Origin of the sequence: Sphingomonas sp. BT-65 (assembly GCF_026107375.2) — a bacterium.
Taxonomy (GTDB): Bacteria; Pseudomonadota; Alphaproteobacteria; order Sphingomonadales; family Sphingomonadaceae; genus Sphingomonas.
Genome location: NZ_JAPCIA010000001.1, coordinates 2,018,293 through 2,038,744 on the forward strand (window position 1 = coordinate 2,018,293; position 20,452 = coordinate 2,038,744).

Below are 20,452 nucleotides of genomic sequence, written 5' to 3' on the forward strand. Positions count from 1 at the left end.
TCATGAAGGCAAGCCGGGCGGTGTTGCTGCTACTGGCCGGGACAACGTTGTCCGTCGGCCCTGCCGCGGGCCAGGACAGCCCGGCCTCGACCGCCCATCCGGCGAACTGGCCGGCGGCGAAGAGCGTCGGCCTGATCGACCCGGCGATCGAGAAGCGGGTCGACGAGCTGCTCGCCAAATTATCGCTGGAGCAGAAGGTCGGGCAGATGATCCAGGGCGACACCTCCTCGATCAAGCCCGAGGAGCTGCGCAAATATCCGCTCGGCAGCATCCTGGCGGGCGGCAGCTCGCCGCCGCTCGGCGCGCCAGATCGCTCGCCGATCGAGCCCTGGCTCGCGACGGCGCAGGCATTCCGCGCGGTGTCGCTCGAGCAGCGGCCGGGATATGTGCCGATCCCCAACATCTTCGGCATCGACGCGGTCCACGGCAACAGCAACATCGTCGGGGCGACGATCTTCCCGCACAATATTGGCCTCGGCGCGGCGAACGATCCGGCGCTGATCGAGAAGATCGGACGCATCACCGCGCTGGAGACCGCGGCGGCGGGGATCGACTGGGCGTTCGGGCCGACGCTGGCGGTGCCGCAGGACGACCGCTGGGGCCGCGCCTATGAGGGCTATTCGGAAAAGCCCGACATCTCGAAGGCCTATGCCAAGGCGCTGATCGACGGGCTGCAAGGCGCGCGCGCCAGCGGCACGATCCAACAGGGCCATGTCGCCGCCTCCGCCAAGCATTTCCTGGGCGACGGCGGCACCACCGGCGGCATCGACCAGGGCGACACGCAGGTCGACGAGAAGACGCTGATCGTGACTCACGCGCAGGGCTATATCGCCGCGATCGATGCCGGCGTGATGACCGTGATGGCGTCATACAACAGCTGGAACGGCGAGAAGATGCACGGCAACAAGTCGATGCTGACCGACGTGCTCAAGGGCAAGATGGGGTTTGACGGCTTCATCGTCAGCGACTGGAACGGGCATGCCCAGATCCCGGGCTGCACGCGCACCGATTGCGCGCGCGGCTTCAACGCCGGCATCGACATGGTGATGGCGCCGGACACGTGGAAGGGACTCTACGAGAGCACGCTGGCACAGGCGAAGAGCGGCGCGATCCCGATGGCGCGGATCGACGACGCCGTGCGTCGTATCCTGCGCGTCAAGTTCAAGCTCGGCCTGTTCGACGCGGCCCGCCCCTATGACGGCCGCGCCGAGCTGATGGGCGCGCCCGAGCATCGCGCGGTGGCGCGCGAGGCGGTGCGCAAGTCGCTGGTGCTGCTCAAGAATAATGGCGGCGTGCTGCCGATCCGCGGCGGCGCGAAGCTGCTCGTCGCGGGCCCCGCGGCGAACGACATGGGGCCGCAGACCGGCGGCTGGACGCTGAGCTGGCAGGGCGACGGCAACAAGCGCAGCGATTTCCCCAACGCCCAGACGATCTGGGAGGGGATCGACGCGACGATGCGCGCGCAGGGCGGCTCGGCGACGCTCAGCGCCGACGGCAGCTTCGCCACCAAGCCCGACGTCGCGATCGTGGTGTTCGGCGAAGCGCCCTATGCCGAGATGCGCGGCGACATCCGCTCGCTCGAGTTCGAGCCGGGCGACAAGCAGGCGCTGGCCACGCTCAAGAAGCTCAAGGCGGCGGGCATCCCCACCGTCTCGGTGTTCCTCTCGGGCCGCCCGCTCTGGGTGAACCCGGAGATCAACGCCTCCGACGCGTTCGTCGCGGCGTGGCTTCCGGGCAGCGAAGGCGGCGGCATCGCCGACGTGCTGATCGGCGACAAGGCCGGCAAGCCGCGCCACGACTTCCAGGGGCGGCTGAGCTTCTCCTGGCCGAATACGGCGGGCCAGTTCGTGCTCAATCCCGGCCAGCCCAATTATGACCCGCTGTTCGCCTATGGCTTCGGGCTCGATTACCGGACGCCGGGCAAGCCGCTCGGTGCGCTGAGCGAGGTCTCGGGCGTCGACGCCAGCCTGTCCAACCGCTCGGTATTCTTCGCGCGCGGCGCGACGCCGGCGCCGTTCAGCGCGTCGCTCGGCGCCGGTATCACCCGCAGCCCGGTCGATTCGGCGACCCAGCAGGAGGGCGCGATCCGCCTCGCCTGGACCGCCGCGGCGCCCGCTGCGTTCACGATCACCGGGCCTGAGCTGGACTGGTCGCGCGAGAGCAATGCCGATCTGTCGCTGCGCATCGTTTATCGGGTCGATGCGGCGCCCAAGGGGCCGGTCGAGCTCGCCGTGCCGGAGAGCGCCCCCGGCAAGGGCCTGCCCGCGACTGCGATGTTCAGCCGCAGGCCCGGCGAATGGCAGACCGCGGCAATCAGCCTCAAATGCTTCGCCACGGTCAATCCCGGCCTCAAGAAGGTGGCGTCGCCGCTGCGCATCACCGCAGCCGCGCCGTTCACGGTGAGCATCGCCGACGCGCGGATCGTGTCCGATCCGAACGCCAGCGGTTGTCCGGAATAGACGTCAGCTGAGCTTGAACAAGGCCGAGGCATGGCCGCGCAGCTCGATCGCGAGCTCGGTGTCCACGTCGCCGGCTTCGCCGGTCCACAGGTTGAGCGCCTTCGCTTTGCGCGGCGCGCCGATCGCCTTGAACTTCTGTTCGACGACGAGCGGGTGGTCGGAGAGGTTGAACAGCGCGAGATAGCGCGCCGTACCGTCCGCGGTTTGCGCGGTCCACACCACGCGCGCGCCGTCGTTCGACACGGGCATATTGTCGCGGCTGGTTTGGTTGAGCGCGATCACCTCGCGGTTGGTCAGCAGCTTCAATGTGGCCGCGTCGAGCCCGCGCAGGTCGCCGCCCATGATCAGCGGCGAGCGCGCGATCGCCCACAGCGTCATCAGCGTCTGCTGCTCGTCGGGCGTGAATTTGGTCTTGCGCGATCCCATCGCCAACAGACCGAGCGGGAGCATGTCGGCGTCGGGCCAGGCGCCCGGACGGCGATAGGGATTCCATGCCTCGAGCCGCCGGAACTGGTCCTTGAGCAGGGGCCATTCGTCCCAGAAATCGTCGGAGATGCGCCACATCTGGGCATGCTGCTGCGCGTGCACGCCCCATTTGAGGTCGGTTTCGCCCGGCGAGAGGCTGAGGACCATCGGCCGGCCCGACGCGGCGATCGCGGCCTGCGCCGCCTCGATCTCCGCCCAGTTATTGGCATAGGGGCGGCTCATATCGTCCATCTTGACGAAATCGACGCCCCATTGCGCGAACAGTGCGAACACCGAGTCATAATAAGCCTGCGCCCCCGGCTTCGACATGTCGACGCCGTACATGTCGGTATTCCAGGTGCACACCGAATTGGGATTGGCGATGTCGCGCGCGGAATGGCGCGTGCCGAGCACGGGCAGGTCGCGCGCATAGGCAAGGCGCGGGATGCCACGCATCAGATGCACCCCGAACTTGAGGCCCAGCGCGTGGATCCGGTCCGCCAGCGGGCCAAAGCCCTTCCCCGCCGCCGCCGAGGGAAAGCGATTCGGCGCGGGCTGCAGCCGTCCGTAACCGTCCATCGCGAGCTCCGCGCCCGCGCGATAGGCATAGCCGGTGGCATTCGGCTCATACCATTGGATGTCGACCGTGAAGACGTCGTAGCCGAAGGGCAGCAGCTTCTCCGCCATGATCCGCGCCGTCTCCAGAGCCTGCGCCTCGGTGAGCGTGGTGGCGAACGAGTTCCAGCTGTTCCAACCCATCGGCGGCGCCGGCGCGCGCAAGCGCGAATCGGCGGCGCGCATGCCTCTCCGAATCGCCAGCGCGGGCGAGGCGGCAGCAAGGCCCAGCAAGGCCGGAACGGCGAGAAAATCACGGCGGTCGAGCAAATTTCCCCTCCTTGACGACACAGTCGAAACTCCAGGCACCGATATTTCTCCTACTATATTTTCCCTGAAGATGGGGTCAATCGCCTCGTAGGCAGTGGGCTTCATGTCACACAACTCCGCCGTTCGCGCCAAGTCGAGGCCATTTTATATCAGACAAAATAATGTCACTTAACTGTCGTGACATCGTTGACAGCCCCCGGTGAATATGATCAATGAGATTATGAGCCCAGTGTCCGGAAGAAGGCACTAGAGCCAGCGATGCGATGCGTCGCCAGGGAGAGGAAGATAAATGACGTCTCAAAATGTTAGCGGTAACATGAGCACCAAGGTCCTAGCACGGACCGGCGCCTCCTGTCTTGCGATGATCGCCATGGGCATCACGGCGCCGGCATGGGCGATGGAAACACCTTCCGCCCCCGCGGCCGAACCGCCTGCCCCGCTTCAGGAGACGGCGGCGCCAGCCGACCAGTCCGGCGGCGAGCAGGACGTCATCATCACCGCCCGCCGTCGCGCGCTCGAGGCCGCCGATGCGCGTAAGAAGGCGTCGGAAAGCATCATCAGCTCGGTCGTCGCCGACGAAGCCGGCAAGCTGCCCGACAACTCGATCACCGAAGTCCTCCAGCGCGTGTCGGGCGTGAGCATCGTCCGCTTCGCCGCGCTCAACGACCCTGACCATTTCTCGGTCGAGGGCTCGGGCATCCAGGTGCGCGGGCTCTCGGGCGTCGCCTCGCGCCTCAATGGCCGCGAGATCTTCAGCGCCAATGGCGGACGCGGACTGGTCTGGGGCGATGTCACGCCCGAGCTGATGTCGGCGGTCGATGTCTACAAGGCGGCAACGGCGGACCTGATCGAGGGCGGCACCGGCGGCCAGATCGACCTGCGCACCAAGCTGCCGTTCGACTTCTCGCCCGGCTGGCACGCCGCGGGCAGCCTCGAGGTCAGCATGGGCGACCTCGTGGAACGGACCGACTATTCCGGATCGCTCCTGCTCACCAATCGCTGGAGCACCGGCATCGGCGACATCGGCGTCCTGGTCGACCTGGCGCACAGCCAGCTCACCTCGCGGTCGAACTTCTTCCGTATGGAGCCCTATTTCCGGCGCCGGCTGCTCGGCGATACCGAGGACGTGTTCCTCCCCGGCGGCTACGACTATGGCGACGAGGAGTTCAAGCGCGACCGCACCGGCATCTACGCCGCGGTGCAATGGGCGCCGAGCGATGATCTCAAGCTGACCGGCATCTTCTTCCAGTCGCGCTACAAGAACCACAATCAGTCGCACTTCGCGATGCAGACGTCGCAGGACCTAGTGGTCAACCGCAACGGGAGCACGTTCGACGAGAATGGCGCGCTACTGTCGACGGATGCGATGTTCCTGCGCGATGGGAACACCTTCCTGCCCACCGGCGGCACCATCAATGGCGGCGGCGGTACCGAGGGCACGCGGTCGAAGTCGCTGACCCGGGACATCTCCGCCGAGTTCAGCTGGCAGCCGGGCCAGGGACCGTTCAAGCTCTCGGGCGCCTATCAGAACGTCCTGTCGACCTCGCAGCTCGATCGCCTGGCGATCTTCCGCGACCTGCCCTTCCCATCGACGTTCGGCCTCGACCTGACGGGCAAGTTCCCCAAGGTCACCTTGCCGGCGCTGGCTCCGGGCCAGTTCACCAACCCGGCCAATTACACCTGGGCGGCGGCGATGCCGCACAACGAACGCAACCGCGGCACGATGCACGCGGCCAACCTCGACGCGGAATATACCTTCGAGGACAGCTTCTTCCGCGCGATCAAGGTCGGCGGCCGCTGGTCGGAGCGCCGCGAGCGCGACCTCAACAACGGCTTCACCTGGACCGCGCTCGGCCGCGGCTGGAACGGCGATCCGCAGCTGACCTTCGCCGATGCGCGGCCGGGCGACGTCGAATTCTATGCCTTCGACAATTTCTTCCACGGCGACATCGACGTTCCCGCGAACACGCTATGGCCGTCGATCGCACTCGTCGAAGGCGTGAGCGCCGATGATCTTCATCGCCCCGCCCCGCTCGGCTATGGCGGTCCGCGGTCGCGGCCTGTCGCATTCCAGCCGGAAGATCGCGGCCTGTGGAGAACCGAGACATTCTCCGGCTATGCGCAGGTCCGCTTCGGGCGGGACTATGAAGCTGGCAAGCTCGGCTTCTCGGGCAATGTCGGCGGGCGCGTGGTGCGCGTGAAGAACGAGTCCCAGGGCTTCATCGTCCAGGAGGCGTTCAACTTCATCCGCAATGGTCAACAAGTGAACCTGGGGCGCCGGGTCGATCCTCGGGGCGGCAGCGCGACCTTCACGCGCTTCCTGCCCTCGGTGAACCTGCAGTTGCAGCCGAGCGAGGACATCAAGCTGCGCGCGGCCTACAACATCACGATGGATCTGCCGAGCTTCAACGCGACGCGCGGCGGTGGAACGATCGGCGCAGACACGGACGACAATCCGGTGCAGGGCCAGCCCGGCATCTTCACCAACTTCACGGCGTCGACCGGCAACCCCTTCCTCAAGCCCGCCATGTCCAACAACGTGGACGTGTCGCTGGAATGGTACGTCAAGCCGGGAACGATGTTCTACGTCAACGGCTTCTACAAGCACATCACGGATCTTCCGATCTTCTCGCTGACCCAGCGTGACGTCACGATCTACTATCAGGACGGCACGACCGAGATCGCCCAGGCGGCGGCGTCGGATGTGGTCACGGCGACCGAGGCGGCGACAGTGAAGGGCGTCGAAGTGGGCGGCCGCGCCTTCCTCGACATGCTGCCTGGCGACCTGGCCGGATTCGGCGTCGAGGCCAACTACACCTTCATCGACAGCAAGAACCCGGGCGACCTGTATCGCGACATCTTCGGCACGATCCGCAACGATGCCCCGCTGCAGGGTCTCTCGAAGCACAACTTCAACGTCACCCTGCTCTACGAGCGCAGCAAGCTCTCCGCGCGCGTGGCCTATTCGTGGCGGTCGAGATATCTGCAGTCGACCAACTCGAACGGCACCACGCCGACCTATATTTACAAGCCGTTGCCGAGTCCCACCAACCCGCCCGGCACCCAGATCGCGCTACCGGTCTATGGCGACGCCTATGGCCAGGTGGATGTGGGCGTGACCTACAAGGTGACCGACAACCTGTCGTTCACCGTCAAGGGCACGAACATCCTCAACGAAACGCAGCGCACGCTGATGGGCGGCTACAAGAACGATGCCATCTATACGCGAAGCTGGTTCCAGAGCGACCGGCGCGTCAGCATCGGCGCGAACCTGTCCTTCTAGTATAGCGTTCCTGGGGCGGCCGGCCGCAACGCCGGCCCCCCTTAGGAGGCATATGAAAAAGCAGATCCTCATCGTCGGAGGTGGCACCGCCGGGTGGATCGCCGCGGGCTATCTCGCCAAGCGGCTCGGTGCCGACCTCCCCGGAGGCGCAGCGGTGCGCCTCGTCGAATCCAGCGCGATCGGCATCCTCGGGGTCGGCGAAGGCACCTTCCCCACCATCCGCAAGACGCTGGCGACGATTGGCGTCGACGAGGCCGAGCTGGTGCGGCGCTGCGGCGCGACCTTCAAGCAGGGGGCGAAGTTCGCCAACTGGCGCACGGGAGACGACCATTATCTCCACGCGTTCCAGCAGGCTGACGAGCGCTCAGGGCTCGAGCTGCTGCCGTACTGGCTGCTCGGTGCGGCGGGCAATGAGGGCTGGGACGAGGTCAGCACGCCCCAGAAGAAGGCGGCCGACGCACACCGCGCGCCCAAGCTGCCCTCGCACCCCGACTATGTCGCGCCGCTCAACTACGCCTTCCACTTCGATGCGGTGATCCTCGCCGAACTGCTGCGCGACCAGGCGGTCGCGAACGGTGTCGAGCATCTGACCGACACCGTGACCGAAGTGCTGGTCGGCGCCGACGGCGCGATCGCCGGGGTGCGGACCGAGGCCAGCGGCCTGATCGAGGCGGACCTCTATATCGACTGCACCGGCTTCCGCGCCGAGCTGATCGGCAAGGCGCTCGGCATGCCCTGGCGCTCGTGCCGCGAGGTGCTGTTCTGCGACAGCGCGATCGCGATCCAGGTACCCTATGCGCGCGCCGACGATCCGATCGCTTCCTACACCATCTCGACCGCGCAGCAGGCGGGCTGGATCTGGGACATCGGCCTCGATCATCGCCGCGGCATCGGCCATGTCTTTTCCTCCGCGCACACCGACGATGCCGCCGCCGAGGCGGGGTTGCGCACCTATATCGGCGAGGCGGCGGATGGCCTCGAGATGCGCAAGTTCCGCTTCGACGCGGGCTATCGCGAGATCAACTGGCACAAGAACTGCGTCGCGATCGGGCTGTCGAGCGGGTTCTTCGAGCCGCTCGAGGCGACCGGGATCGTCTTCTCCGAGGTCGCCGCGGCGATGGTCGCCAACCTCTTTCCCTGGGGCGGCGACTACGAAACCTCGGCGCGCCAGTTCAACGAGATCATGCGCCGCCGCTACGAACGCACGCTCGACTTCATCAAGATGCACTATTGCCTGACCGAGCGCCGCGACACGCAGTTCTGGCGCGACAATGCCGATCCCGCGACCGTTCCCGAGAGCCTGCACGAGCTGCTCGACCGCTGGCGCTTCCGCCCGCCAAACGAGATGGACGTCGACACGAACATCGACATCTTCACCGAAGCGAGCTGGCAATATGTGCTCTATGGCATGGGCTGGAAGACCGACCTCAGCGCCAGGACAGGCCTCTACCGCTACCATGAAGAAGCGCGCGCGGCGTTCGCCGAAGTGGGCCGCCAGGCGCAATTCGCGATCCACAATCTCCCAAGCAATCGCGCGCTCGTCGAATATGCCCGGACCGGGCGGTTCGGGGCGCAGGGCGCCGCGGCGTGAGCGCGGGCGCGCCGATCACCAAGGTCGTGATCGTCGGCGGCGGCACCGCCGGCTGGATGACGGCGGCCGCCGTGTCGCGCCTCACGGCCGCGGGCGTCTCCGTGACCCTGGTCGAATCCGACGAGATCGGCACCGTCGGCGTGGGCGAGGCGACGATCCCGTCGCTCCACGATTTCAACCGCCTGCTCGGACTGGACGAGGACGAATTCATCCGCGCCACCCAGGCGACGTTCAAGCTCGGCATCGAGTTCGTGAACTGGGGACGGCTGGGCGACCGCTATCTCCATCCCTTCGGCGTCCACGGCCGCGACACCCAGGGGCTCAAATTCCACCAGATCTGGCTGCGCCAGTCGAGCCTTGGCGGTGCGGACGGCGATGTCGGACCGCTCGCCGACTATTGCCTCTCCGCGGTCGCGGCGGGGATGGGCAAGTTCGCGCGGCCGTCGCAGAACCCGGCGGCGGTGCTGTCGACGATGGCCTATGCCTTTCATTTCGACGCCGGCCTCTATGCGCGTTTCCTGCGCGGCTATGCCGAGGAGCGCGGCGTCACGCGCGTCGAGGGCAAGATCGCGACGGTCGAGCAGGATGGCGAGACCGGCTTCATCACCGCGGTCGTGCTCGGCGATGGCCGTCGCGTCGAGGGCGAACTGTTCATCGACTGCTCGGGCTTCCGCGCACTGCTGCTCGGCGAGACGCTGGGGGTCGGCTATCATAGCTGGCTGCACTGGCTGCCGTGCGACCGCGCGATCGCGATTCCCAGCGAGAGCGTCAGCCCGCTCACCCCCTATACGCGCGCGACCGCGGGCAAGGCGGGGTGGCGCTGGCGAATCCCGCTGCAGCACCGCATCGGCAACGGCCATGTCTATTCGAGTGCGCATTATGGCGACGAGGACGCGCTGCGCGACCTGCTCGACGGGCTCGACGGCGCGCCGACCGCCGAGCCGCGCCATCTGCGCTTCACCCCCGGCCGGCGTGAGCGGCTGTGGGAGAAGAACTGCATCGCCATCGGCCTGTCGGGTGGTTTCATCGAGCCGCTCGAATCGACCAGCATCCACCTCATCCAGTCGGGCATTTCCCGGCTGCTGGCGCTGTTCCCCGATACCGGTTTCGATGCCGTGGAACGAGACGAATATAATCGCTGGCTGACGCGCGAATATGCGCAAGTGCGCGATTTCGTCATTCTTCATTACCACGCCACCGAGCGCAGCGACACGAGCTTCTGGGACTATTGCCGGACGATGCCGGTGCCCGACAGCCTGACCGAGCGGGTGGAATTGTGGCGCGGCAAGGCGCGCAACTTCCGCATGCAGGGCGACCTGTTCACCGAGGACAGCTGGTACGCCGTGCTGCTGGGACAGCATATCGTGCCGCATGGCTATGATCCGCTCGCCGCCGCGCTGCCGGTCCCCGAGACCAGCCGCTTCCTGCATCACCTGCGCGACGTGATCGGCAAGACCGCCGCCGCCATGCCGACCCATGAAGAATTCATCGCGCAGCATTGCGCGGCGAGGCCGCCCGGCGCGGCATGAGATGCGCCGCCACGCCGACCGACCAGCCAAGGATATGAAATGAACCGGAGTCGTCGCCCCGCGTCCAACTTGCTCGCCGGCCTGCTGCTGGCGCTCGCCGCGCTGGGCACCAGTCCCGCGCACGCACAGGCGCAGGAGGTGCGCCGCATCGAGATCGACCTCGCCAAGGCGCGCGAACCGCTCGACCGTTCCTTCAACTTCTCGGTCGGCGCCGATTATCCCGGCACGCTGATCCGCCCCGACAGCCTGGCGCAGCTCAAGACCGCGCGGGATGAGCTCGGCTTCCGCTACATCCGCTTCCACGCGATCTTCCATGACGTGCTCGGCACGGTGCGCGTCGTCGACGGCAAGACCGTCTATGACTGGACCAAGATCGACCAGCTCTACGACGCGCTGCTCGGCATGGGGATCAAGCCCTTCGTCGAGCTGGGCTTCACGCCCGAGGCGATGGCGAGCTCGAAGCAGACGATCTTCTACTGGAAGGGCAACACCTCGCACCCCGAGCCCAAGGCCTGGGCCGCTTTGGTCGACGCGTTCGTGCGCCACCTGCGCCAGCGCTATGGCGAGGCGGAAGTGCGCAGCTGGTATTTCGAGGTGTGGAACGAACCCAATCTCGACGGCTTCTGGGAGCGCGCCGACCAGAAGGCCTATTTCGAGCTCTACGAAAACAGCGCACGCACGATCAAGGCGATCGATCCCGCGCTTCGGGTCGGCGGCCCCTCCACCGCGGGCGCGGCCTGGGTTCCGGAGTTCCTCGACTATGCCCATCGCCGCGGCATCGCAGTCGATTTCGTCACGACCCACACTTATGGCGTCGACGGCGGCTTCCTCGACGAGAAGGGCGAGGACGACAACAAGCTCTCGACCAATCCCGATGCGGTCACCGGCGACGTGCGCCGGGTGCGCCAACAGATCGCGGCATCCAAATTCCCCGACCTGCCGCTGTTCTTCACCGAATGGAGCGCGAGCTACAACCCGCGTGACCCGGTCCACGACAGCTATATCAGCGCCGCCTATGTGCTTTCGAAGCTCAAGGCGACGCGGCCCTATGCCCAGGGGATGAGCTACTGGACCTATAGCGACTTGTTCGAGGAGGCGGGCCCTCCGCCGACGCCCTTCCATGGCGGCTTCGGCCTGATCAACCGCGAGGGCGTCCCCAAGGCCACGTTCTTCGCGTACAAATATCTGAACCAACTCGATGGGCGCGAGGTGCCGTCGGTGGACGCGTCCGTGATCGCCGCGACTGCAAAGGGCCGCACCGGCGTGGTGTTCTGGAACTGGACTCAGCCCGAGCAGACGCTGAGCAACCGGCCCTTCTTCACCAAGGTGCTGCCGGCACAGCCCGCGGCGCCCGCCGAGCTCAGCTTCGCCGGCGTCGCGCCGGGCAGCTACCGGGTGACGGTGCGGCGCACAGGGTTCCAGGCGAATGACGCGCATACGCGCTACCTGCAAATGGGCTCGCCCAAGGACCTGAGCACGGGTCAGGTCGCCGAGCTGCGCGCGCTGACGCAGGACAAGCCCGAGACGATCGCGACCGTCCGGGTCGGTCCCGACGGGCGCTACACGTTGCGCGTTCCGATGCGGACGAACGACGTGGTCTTCGCGCAGCTCGAGCCGCTCGGCGCTGCGAAGCGCAAATAAGTCCCCTGGAGTTAGCGTCATGGAACCCACACGCCGCCAGACCCTTGCCCTCGCGCTGGCCGGGGCAGGCTTCGCGCTGCCGGGCGGTGCCCGTGCCGCTTCCGGGTCGCCGCAACCGGACAGCTTTGGCGACCCGGCACCCGCGTGGAAGCCGGGCATCGAAGGCCAGCGCAAGGCCGATCTCGGCGACGGGCGCTATCTCAACCCGGTGTTCGCGGGCGACCGGCCCGATCCCAACGTGCTCAAGGACGGGGACGATTATTACGCCACCTTCTCGTCCTTCCAATATTATCCCGGCATCCCGATCTGGCATTCGCGCGACCTGGTGAACTGGACGCCGCTGACCACCGCGCTCAAGCAGCATATCGGCATCGTCTGGGCGCTCGACATCGCCAAGCATGACGGGCGCTATTTCATCTACATCCCCGCGCTCGACCCCAATGACGCCATGCGCGGCATCAAGACCTGGGTGATCCACGCCGACAACATGGCCGGACCGTGGAGCGATCCGATCGACATGAAGATCGACAATCTGATCGACCCCGGCCACGCGGTGGGCGAGGACGGCAAGCGCTATCTGTTCTTCAACGCGGGCAACCGCGTGCGGATCAGCGACGACGGGCTGTCGGCGGCGGGGCCGGTCGAGCATGTCTATGGCGGCTGGCCGATCCCCGAGGACTGGATCATCGAGGGCTTCGCGCTCGAAGGCCCCAAGGTGATGCGCCGCAACGGCTGGTTCTATCTCTTCTCCGGGCAGGGCGGCACGGCCGGGCCCCCGACCAGCCACATGGTGGTGGTCGCCCGGTCACGCTCGATCCACGGCCCCTGGGAGAATTGCCCGCGCAATCCGATCGTCCGTACGAAGCACGCGAGCGAGCCCTGGTGGTCGCGCGGCCATGCGACCCCCGTCGAGGGGCCGGACGGCGACTGGTGGATGATCTATCACGGCTATGAGAACGGCTTCCGCACGCTCGGGCGGCAGATGCTGCTCGAGCCGATGGAATGGACCGCCGACGACTGGCCGCGCGCGCTCGGCGGCGATCTGTCACGCCCGTTCGCCAAACCGCGCGGCGCGCGTGAGGGCAAGCATGGCACCGCGCTATCGGGTTTCACCGACGACATGTTCGCGACGCACATGGCCTTCCAGACCATGGACCGCGACTATGCCGATCGCGTGCGGCTGAAGGACGGGGTGCTGCGGCTCGCGGGCCGCGGCACGAGCCCCGCCGATTGCTCGCCGCTCACCTTCGTCGCGGGCGACCGCGCCTATCAGATCGACGTCGAGGTCGAGATCGAGGGCGCCGCGCAGGGCGGGCTGCTGCTGTTCTACAACGAGAAATTGTTCTGCGGCATCGGGCTCAGCGACGGCAAGCTGCACGCCTGGCGCATCGGCCAGGAGGAGCGCTGGCCGCCGGGCGGCCCCGCCTCGACCCGGCGCATGCACCTGCGCGTAGTGAATGACGAAAACATCGTCACCTTCTTCCACAGCCCCGACGGCCGCAAATGGGTCAAGGAGCGCTCGGTCGAGGTCGCGGGCTACAACCACAATGTCGCCGACGGTTTCCTGAGCCTGCGTCCCGGCTTCTACGCGGCCGGGAACGGGAACGTGACCTTCCGCGCGCTGACCTATCGCGCGCGCCCCTCGGATCCATCCGCAACGACCTGAACCGTACCAGTCTGCCGGATATCCTCCGACGACGACCCCGCCAGCACGCGATAGGCCCCCGGACGGACGCGCCAGCCGCCCGCCCTGGAATCGTAGAAGGAGAAGGCGCGCGGATCGAGCGCGAGCGTCACCTCGTGTTGCGCGCCCGCGGAAATCGCGACTTTCCGGAACGCCCGCAACGTGCGCGTCGGCTCGCCCGGCCGCGGCTCGGCGGGCTCGACATAGAGCTGCACGACCTCCTGCCCCGCCCGCTTGCCAGTGTTGCGGACCGTGAGCCGTACCGTCACCGGCTTGCCGCCTGTCGCGCGTGCCGGCACCTTGAGCGCGGAATAGGCGAAGTTCGTGTAGGACAGCCCGTGGCCGAACGCGAACAACGGCTTGATCCCGCGCGCGCGATAGCCGCGATAGCCGACCAGCAATCCTTCCGAATAGGCACTCTTCGAAGTCTTGAGGTCGACTGGATCGTCCTCCGTGCGCTGGAGGAAGGTGACGGGCAGCTTGCCCGAGGGATTGACCTTGCCGGTCAGCACATCGGCCAGCGCCGCCGCGCCGCCCTCGCCGGGCAGCCACATGTCGAGGATCGCAGGCGCGCGATCGCGCCACGGCATGGTCATCGCCGCGCCGGCGTTGACCACTACCGCGGTGCGCGGATTGGCGGCGGCGACCGCTTCGACCAGCCGGTTCTGCTCGCCGGGAAGGTCGAGCGACGCGCGGTCATAGCCCTCGCCCTCGGTGGTCGAGGACGAGCCGATGATCACGATCGCCGCATCCGCTTCCCGCGCCGCGGCGACCGCCGCGTCGAACGACGGCTGGGGTTCGCGCACGCCGAAGCTCAGATTCTCGTACGGGGTGCCGCCATTGGCGTAATCGACCCGGATCGGATAGCCGCGCCCCGCCGCCAGCTCGACCTGCACCGTCCGCCGCGGCACGGGGAAGCCGAGCACGTCGCGATTGTCGGGGACGACCCTGCTCACCTTCTCCAGGATCACCTTGCCGTCGAGCGTGATGCGCGGGGTGCCGGTGCCGCGAATACTGAACTCGTGGATACCGCTGGCGCGCGGCCAGAACATGCCCTCCCAGCGGATCGCGGCATAACCGGTGACCTTGGGCCCTGCGACATTGCCGCTGATCCAGCGCACGAAGCGGGTGACGCGCTCGGTCTTGGTCGGCGCGCCGCTCGCATCCTCGCTCATATAGTAGCTCGCCGTCAGGCCCGTCTCGCCGCGCTCGGCGCCAGGGCTGAACAGCTTGGCATCGGCGGCGGGCGGCGTCTCCTCATTGTCGACGCCCTTCTGATAGGTGATGCGCACGCCGGACAGCGCGGCGCGCAACGCCTCGAGCGGGCTCTGCGTCTCGAACGGCACGACATTCGAGCTGCCGCCGCCCTGGATGCGCACGACATCGGCATTGGGCCCGATCACCGCGAGCGAGCGGATCGAGCGATCGAGCGGCAGCACCCCATCGTTCTTGAGGAGCACGATCGCCTCCTCGGCCGCCCTGCGCGCGACATCGGCCTGGCGTAGCGGTTGCGCGGCGGGCATGCGCGACGTGCCGCGCTCGATCACCCCGCTGCGCAGGATCAGGCGGACCATGCGCCGGGCATTCGCGTCGATCTGCGCCGGGCTCACCTCGCCCGCCGCGACCGCGGCCTTGAGCTTGTCGCCGAAATGCTTGGGCGGCCCGGGCATTTCCAGATCGAGCCCGGCATTGGCGGCCGGCGCGGTCGAATGGGTCGCGCCCCAGTCGGACACGACGAAGCCCTTATAGCCCCATTCCGTCTTGAGCAGGTCGGTCAGCAGCCAGCGATTCTCCGCCGCATAGGTGCCGTTGATCTTGTTGTACGAGGCCATCACCGACCAGGGATCGGCCTCGCGCACCACCGCCTCGAACGCGGGCAGGTAGATCTCGCGCAGCGTCCGCTGGTCGACCACCGAGTCGACGACGAAGCGGTAGCTTTCCTGGTTGTTCGCGGCGAAATGCTTGATCGAGACGCCGATCCCCTCGCCCTGCGCGCCGCGCACATAGCCGAGCGCGAGCCGGGCGGTGAGCCACGGATCCTCCGAATAGGTCTCGAAGTTCCGCCCCCAGCGCGGGGTGCGCACGATGTTGACGGTCGGCGCGAGCAGCACGTCGGCGCCGTGCGCCTTGGTCTCGCGCGCGATCGCCGCGCCGACCGCGCCGGCGAGCTCGGGGTTCCAGCTCGCCGCGAGCGCGACACCGACCGGAAAGACCGTCGCCGGCTTGCCGTCGGGCGAACGCACCCCGGTCGGCCCGTCGGTCATCTTCACCGCCGGGATACCGAGCCGCGGGATCGGATTGAGCGCCATCGAGGATTCGCCGGCGAGCAGCAGGATCTTCTCGTCGAGCGTCAGCCGCGCCATCAGGTCGTCGACGCGCGCCTCGAGCGGCGCCTTCGCATCGCGATAGACGGGCGCCGCCTCCCGCGATCCGGCGGGCGTTGCCATGGCGAAGATCAACGCGACTGCCGCAACCTGCGCCAATCTCATTTGATCGCGGCCAGGCTGGTCTCGGTCTTGGCGAGCAGTTCGTCGGTGAGCTTGCCATCCGAATAGGGCTGAAGCTGCTTGAGGCTCAGCCCCTTGATCATCTCGATCTGGGGCAACTGGGTGAGCCCGGGCAGGTCCTTGTCGAGCACTGCCTTGGCCTGCTCGTTCGCGAGCAGCTCACCGATCGGCGTGTCGAGCGTGAACTTCGCGGCAGCGGCAGGCTTGGCGGGTTCGGCCGGAGCAGGCGCGGTCTGCGCGGCAGCAATGACGGGCACGAGCAAGGCCGCCCCGATCAGCAGAAGGGATTTCATGACTGGTTCTCCTTGGCTTCGGCGGTCGCGGGCTGCGCGCCGGAATCGCTGGCGATGCCGAGCTCGGCGATCATCGCCTGCCGGATCAGATATTTCTGGACCTTGCCGGTCACCGTGGTCGGGAAGCTGTCGACGATGCGGACGTAGCGCGGCACCTTGAAGTGCGCGATCTGCTCGCGGCAATAGGCGCGGATCGCTTCCGCATCGGCCTCGGCGCCCGCGCGCAGGCGGACCCAGGCGCAGACCTCCTCGCCCATCCGTGCGTCGGGCACGCCGACCACGGCGACATCCTCGACCGCGGGGTGCCGGTAGAGGAACTCCTCGATCTCGCGCGGGTAGATGTTCTCGCCGCCGCGGATCACCATGTCCTTGAGGCGCCCGACGATGTTGGCGTAGCCCGCACCGTCGATCACCGCGAGGTCGCCGCTGTGCATCCAGCCCGCGGCGTCGATCGCCTCGGCGGTGCGCTCGGGCTCGTTCCAATAGCCGTGCATCACCGAATAACCGCGCGTGCACAGCTCGCCCGGCTGACCGACGGGAACGACCCCGCCGTCGGGACCGATCAGCTTGCATTCGAGATGCGGTTGCACCCGGCCGATCGAGCCGGTGCGGCGGTCGAGCGGGTCGTCGAGCCCGGTCTGGAAGCTCACCGGGCTCGTCTCGGTCATGCCGTACGCGATCGTCACGTCGCGCATGTGCAGCCGCTCGATCACCTCGCGCATCAGCGGCTCGGGACAGATCGCCCCCGCCATGCAGCCGGTGCGCAGCGAGCCGAGGTCGAAGCTGTCGAACTGCGGATGCGCGAGCAGCGCGATGAACATGGTCGGCACGCCGTAGAGCGCGGTGCAGCGCTCCGCCTCCACCGCGCGCAGCGTCGCCTCCGGCTCGAACCCCGGCGCGGGATAGACCATCGCCGCGCCATGGGTGATGCTGGCGAGATTGCCCATCACCATGCCGAAGCAATGATAGAGCGGCACCGGGATGCAGATGCGGTCGTCCGCGCTCAGTCCCATCCCGCGCCCGACGAAATAGCCGTTGTTGAGGATGTTGCGGTGGCTCAGCGTCGCGCCCTTGGGCAGGCCGGTGGTGCCGCTGGTGAACTGGATGTTGATCGGGTCGCCGGGGTGCAGGTCCTCGGGCAGGCTGGCGCGACCATCGACCGCGGCAAAGGGGATCCAGCCCGGCCGCGCCGCCTCGCCGATCAGGACGCGCGCGCGCAGCGTCGGTAGCCGCTCGGGGCCCAGCGCTTCGACCATCTCGGCATAGGCGCTGGTCTTGAAGCGCTCGGCCGCGACCAGCGCGCTGAGGCCGACCTTGTTGATCGTATATTCCACCTCTGACAGGCGATAGGCCGGGTTGATCGTCACCAGGATCAGCCCGGCGCGCGCCGCGGCGAACTGGGTCAGCGCCCATTCCGCGCAATTGGGCGACCAGATACCGATCCGCTCGCCGGGCTTGAGACCGAGCGCGAGCAGCCCCCCGGCGAGCGCATCGGCCCGCGCGAGCGACTCTGCGAAGCTCCACCGTATCCCCTGCGCGACCGAGACCAGCGCATTGCGATCGCCCCATTGCGCCGCCGCGCGCACCAGCGCCTCACCGATCGTGTGCTCCAGCAGCGGCGGCGCATCGGCGCCGCACACATGGCTGAGCCCGGGCGTGACGAAGCTCATGTGCCGGGCGCCACGCAAGTGAAGCTCACGGCGGCGTCGGTCGAGCCCTTGCCGTCCCAGCGCGCGACCTTGGGCCAGGCGCACAGCGGACGCGTGCGCTGCGCCTTGGCTGGAAAGCCGAGATAACCGAACAGATCGTTGTCGAACTTGGTCGCGACGATCCGCTCGGGCGCGGGGCCGCCCTGGTGCCAGGCGTCGAGCGTGCCGAGCGCGTCGAACACGTTCGGGCCGGGCCCGGCGAGGCAGTGCGACATGCCCGGCGCCATGAACAGGCGCGTCCGCTCGCGCGCCGCGGGATTCGCGGCGCGCACGCGTTCGTAATAGCCGATCGTATTCTCCGGCGGGATCGCGGCGTCCTGCCAGCCATGATACATCAGCAGCCGGCCGCCGCGGCGGAAGAAGGCGCCGAGGTCGGGATCGTCGGCGTCGAGCTCGCTGCCGACGCGCGCCTTCGCCAGCGCATAGTCGCGGACGAGATCGAAGCGCGACAACGGCCATTCGGGATCGGCGTGCACGAAATAGCGGAAGAATTGAGTCGAGAATTTCGCATGCTGCGAGTCGGCAGCGGTCAGCCACATCGCCCACGTGCCCTCGGCCGCTTCCGCACCCGGCGCGAAGCCTGGGTAGAAGGACTTGCCATCCGGGGTCTTCGGCCCCTGGTAGAGATGCCGCGCCGCCTCGACCTGCGCGGCGGTGAGGCAATCGGCCTCGCCCGCCTTGCACTGCAGCTCGGCGGGATCGAAGCGGCATTGGCGCGGATTCCCGATCACGCCGTCAGCGACGCCGTCGAGCTTGTCGCATTTGGCGAGCGACGCCGTCTGGAGCAGCTTGAGCTGAGCCGCCCCGAGCGCCGCGCCGGGCCGCGACAGCGCGAGGCTGTTGCTCGCGAAGGCGCTGGCCATGCGCGTCCAGGGGATTGCGGGCGCCCCGGCGATGATCGCGTCATAATCCTCGGGGAAGCGCCGTGCCTCGATCAGCGCCTGGCGCCCGCCATCCGAGCAGCCATGGAAATAGCTCGCGGCGAGCGGGGCCGCATAATAGGCAGCGATCACCTGCTTTGCCGCCTGCGCTGCGAGATGGTTCGCACGCCAGCCATAGTCCTTGATCTTCTCCGGCGCATTGAGCGCCCAGCTCGCGTCGACGTCGCTCTTGCCGAAATGGCCCATGTCGCTGCCGACCGCGGCATAGCCCCGGCTCACCGCGCCGCGCATCAGCAGCGCCGGGATGCCGAGATTGGCGCCGAAGCCGCCATTGCCCGCGCCCATCAGCTTGCCGTTCCACGCCGCGCGCTCGGGCAGCCACACCTCGACCTTGATCGACGAGCTGGGGACCGGCGTCAGCACCGCTTGCACGCGGCAGAACGGCGCGGATGCGGGCAGGCCGGGCATGCCGGGGCCGGTGTCGACCGTCGCACCCGTCGTGAGCAAGGCAGCCGCCTCAATCTTACCGTTGGCGAGCGGTCGGCCGGTCAGCGCGGCACAGTTCTCCGCCTGCTGCGCGGGTTTCGCCGCGAGAGGCGTTGCGGTGCTGGCGAAGAGCGCGGCGGCCCCGAAAGCTGCCAAGCGAAAGCGGTTCATTTCTGCAGCACTCCCAGCGAGTTCATCCATGCCTGCAGGCGTTCGGTCCACGCGTCGCTCGGCTTGTCCTGATGCTTCATGCCGAAGCCGTGGCCGCCCTTGGCAAAGGTCACGAGCTCGGACCGCGCCCCGCCCGCGCGCCAGGCGGCGTCGAGCCGGGCGCTATCGGCACGTGCGAGCTTGTCGTCGTCGGCGACCGCGACGAACAATGGCGGCGCCTTGGGTGGCGCCGCGATCGGATCGGGGAGCAGGCCGGGATAGATCGCCGCGGCGAAATCGGGCCGGCTGTCGGCGTGGTTCGCCAGCATCGTCCACACCGTGACCGCGCCGCCGGCCGAGAAGCCGAGCATGCCGACGCGATCCGGCTTCACGCCGTAACGCGCGGCGCTGGTACGGACATGGCGCACCGCCTGCTCGCCATCGGCGGTCGCGAGCGGGCGCAGCGGCTCGACCGCCGCGGCGAGCTTGGGCATGTCGCCGAAATAGCGCAGCAGCACGAACGGCAGATCGCCACCCGACTTGAGCAGGCGGTAGCGCAGCACGAAGGCGGTGACGCCGCGCTCGTTGAGCCAGCGCGCGACCGCGACGCCCTCATTCTCGATCGAGAGCATGTGGAACGCCCCGCCCGGCGCGACGATCACCGCCGTGCCGTTCGCCTTGGCAGGGTCGGGGCGATAGATGGTGAGCGTCGCATCCTCGACATTGCGGACGATCGTGCCGAACGGCGCACGATCTTCCAGCACCCCGGGCGAGGCCGCAGGCTGGTCGGGCCAGATACGGACCACCTCTTCCGCAGCGGCGGCAGGCGGCGCGCCGGGCAAGGCGACCAGCGCAGCCACGACGGCGAGCAACGCGATGAGGCGCATCG

General features: G+C 67.8%; 12 protein-coding genes. 6 read left to right on the top strand and 6 right to left on the bottom strand.

Going from position 1 to position 20,452, the window contains the following annotated elements; genetic code table 11:
* Positions 1-2: 2 nt before the first annotated feature.
* Positions 3-2,459, top strand: a complete 2,457-nt coding sequence (locus tag OK349_RS09715) for a glycoside hydrolase family 3 protein (RefSeq protein WP_265117611.1) — start codon at positions 3-5, stop codon at positions 2,457-2,459.
* A 3-nt stretch (positions 2,460-2,462) separates the two neighbouring features.
* On the opposite strand, the gene OK349_RS09720 is transcribed toward OK349_RS09715, so the two are convergent.
* Positions 2,463-3,809: a glycoside hydrolase family 27 protein gene (locus OK349_RS09720; RefSeq protein ID WP_265117612.1), complete on the bottom strand. Its 1,347-nt coding sequence runs from the start codon at positions 3,807-3,809 to the stop codon at positions 2,463-2,465.
* A 316-nt stretch (positions 3,810-4,125) separates the two neighbouring features.
* Here OK349_RS09720 and OK349_RS09725 point away from each other — a divergent pair, with 316 nt between their 5' ends.
* Genes OK349_RS09725 through OK349_RS09745 form a run of 5 tightly spaced genes read left to right on the top strand, consistent with a single transcriptional unit; the run spans position 4,126 to position 13,519 of the window.
* On the top strand, positions 4,126-7,092 hold the full coding sequence (locus OK349_RS09725) for a TonB-dependent receptor (protein ID WP_265117613.1): 2,967 nt from the start codon (positions 4,126-4,128) through the stop codon (positions 7,090-7,092).
* Between the two features lie 52 nt (positions 7,093-7,144).
* Positions 7,145-8,683: a tryptophan halogenase family protein gene (locus OK349_RS09730; protein ID WP_265117614.1), complete on the top strand. Its 1,539-nt coding sequence runs from the start codon at positions 7,145-7,147 to the stop codon at positions 8,681-8,683.
* Positions 8,680-10,212, top strand: a complete 1,533-nt coding sequence (locus tag OK349_RS09735) for a tryptophan halogenase family protein (RefSeq protein WP_265117615.1) — start codon at positions 8,680-8,682, stop codon at positions 10,210-10,212. The genes OK349_RS09730 and OK349_RS09735 overlap by 4 nt, the downstream gene beginning before the upstream one ends.
* A gap of 39 nt (positions 10,213-10,251) precedes the next feature.
* Positions 10,252-11,853 carry a GH39 family glycosyl hydrolase gene (locus OK349_RS09740; RefSeq protein WP_265117616.1) on the top strand — a complete coding sequence of 534 codons (1,602 nt, stop codon included), beginning with the start codon at positions 10,252-10,254 and terminating at the stop codon, positions 11,851-11,853.
* Positions 11,854-11,872: 19 nt separating this feature from the next.
* On the top strand, positions 11,873-13,519 hold the full coding sequence (locus tag OK349_RS09745) for a family 43 glycosylhydrolase (RefSeq protein ID WP_265117617.1): 1,647 nt from the start codon (positions 11,873-11,875) through the stop codon (positions 13,517-13,519).
* On the opposite strand, the gene OK349_RS09750 is transcribed toward OK349_RS09745, so the two are convergent.
* Genes OK349_RS09750 through OK349_RS09770 form a run of 5 tightly spaced genes read right to left on the bottom strand, consistent with a single transcriptional unit; the run spans position 13,480 to position 20,450 of the window.
* Positions 13,480-15,984, bottom strand: coding sequence for a glycoside hydrolase family 3 protein (locus OK349_RS09750; protein WP_265117618.1), 2,505 nt, complete (start codon positions 15,982-15,984; stop codon positions 13,480-13,482). The two genes, OK349_RS09745 and OK349_RS09750, sit on opposite strands and share 40 nt — an antisense overlap.
* A 38-nt stretch (positions 15,985-16,022) precedes the next feature.
* The gene (locus tag OK349_RS09755; RefSeq protein WP_265117619.1) at positions 16,023-16,337 is read right to left on the bottom strand and encodes a hypothetical protein; all 315 of its coding nucleotides are present in this window, start codon (positions 16,335-16,337) and stop codon (positions 16,023-16,025) included.
* The gene (locus tag OK349_RS09760) at positions 16,334-18,007 is read right to left on the bottom strand and encodes an AMP-binding protein (RefSeq protein WP_265117620.1); all 1,674 of its coding nucleotides are present in this window, start codon (positions 18,005-18,007) and stop codon (positions 16,334-16,336) included. The genes OK349_RS09755 and OK349_RS09760 overlap by 4 nt, the downstream gene beginning before the upstream one ends.
* On the bottom strand, positions 18,004-19,584 hold the full coding sequence (locus OK349_RS09765) for a tannase/feruloyl esterase family alpha/beta hydrolase (RefSeq protein WP_265117621.1): 1,581 nt from the start codon (positions 19,582-19,584) through the stop codon (positions 18,004-18,006). Before OK349_RS09765 ends, OK349_RS09760 begins: the two co-directional genes overlap by 4 nt.
* The gene (locus OK349_RS09770; protein ID WP_265117622.1) at positions 19,581-20,450 is read right to left on the bottom strand and encodes an alpha/beta hydrolase; all 870 of its coding nucleotides are present in this window, start codon (positions 20,448-20,450) and stop codon (positions 19,581-19,583) included. The genes OK349_RS09765 and OK349_RS09770 overlap by 4 nt, the downstream gene beginning before the upstream one ends.
* Positions 20,451-20,452: the final 2 nt, after the last annotated feature.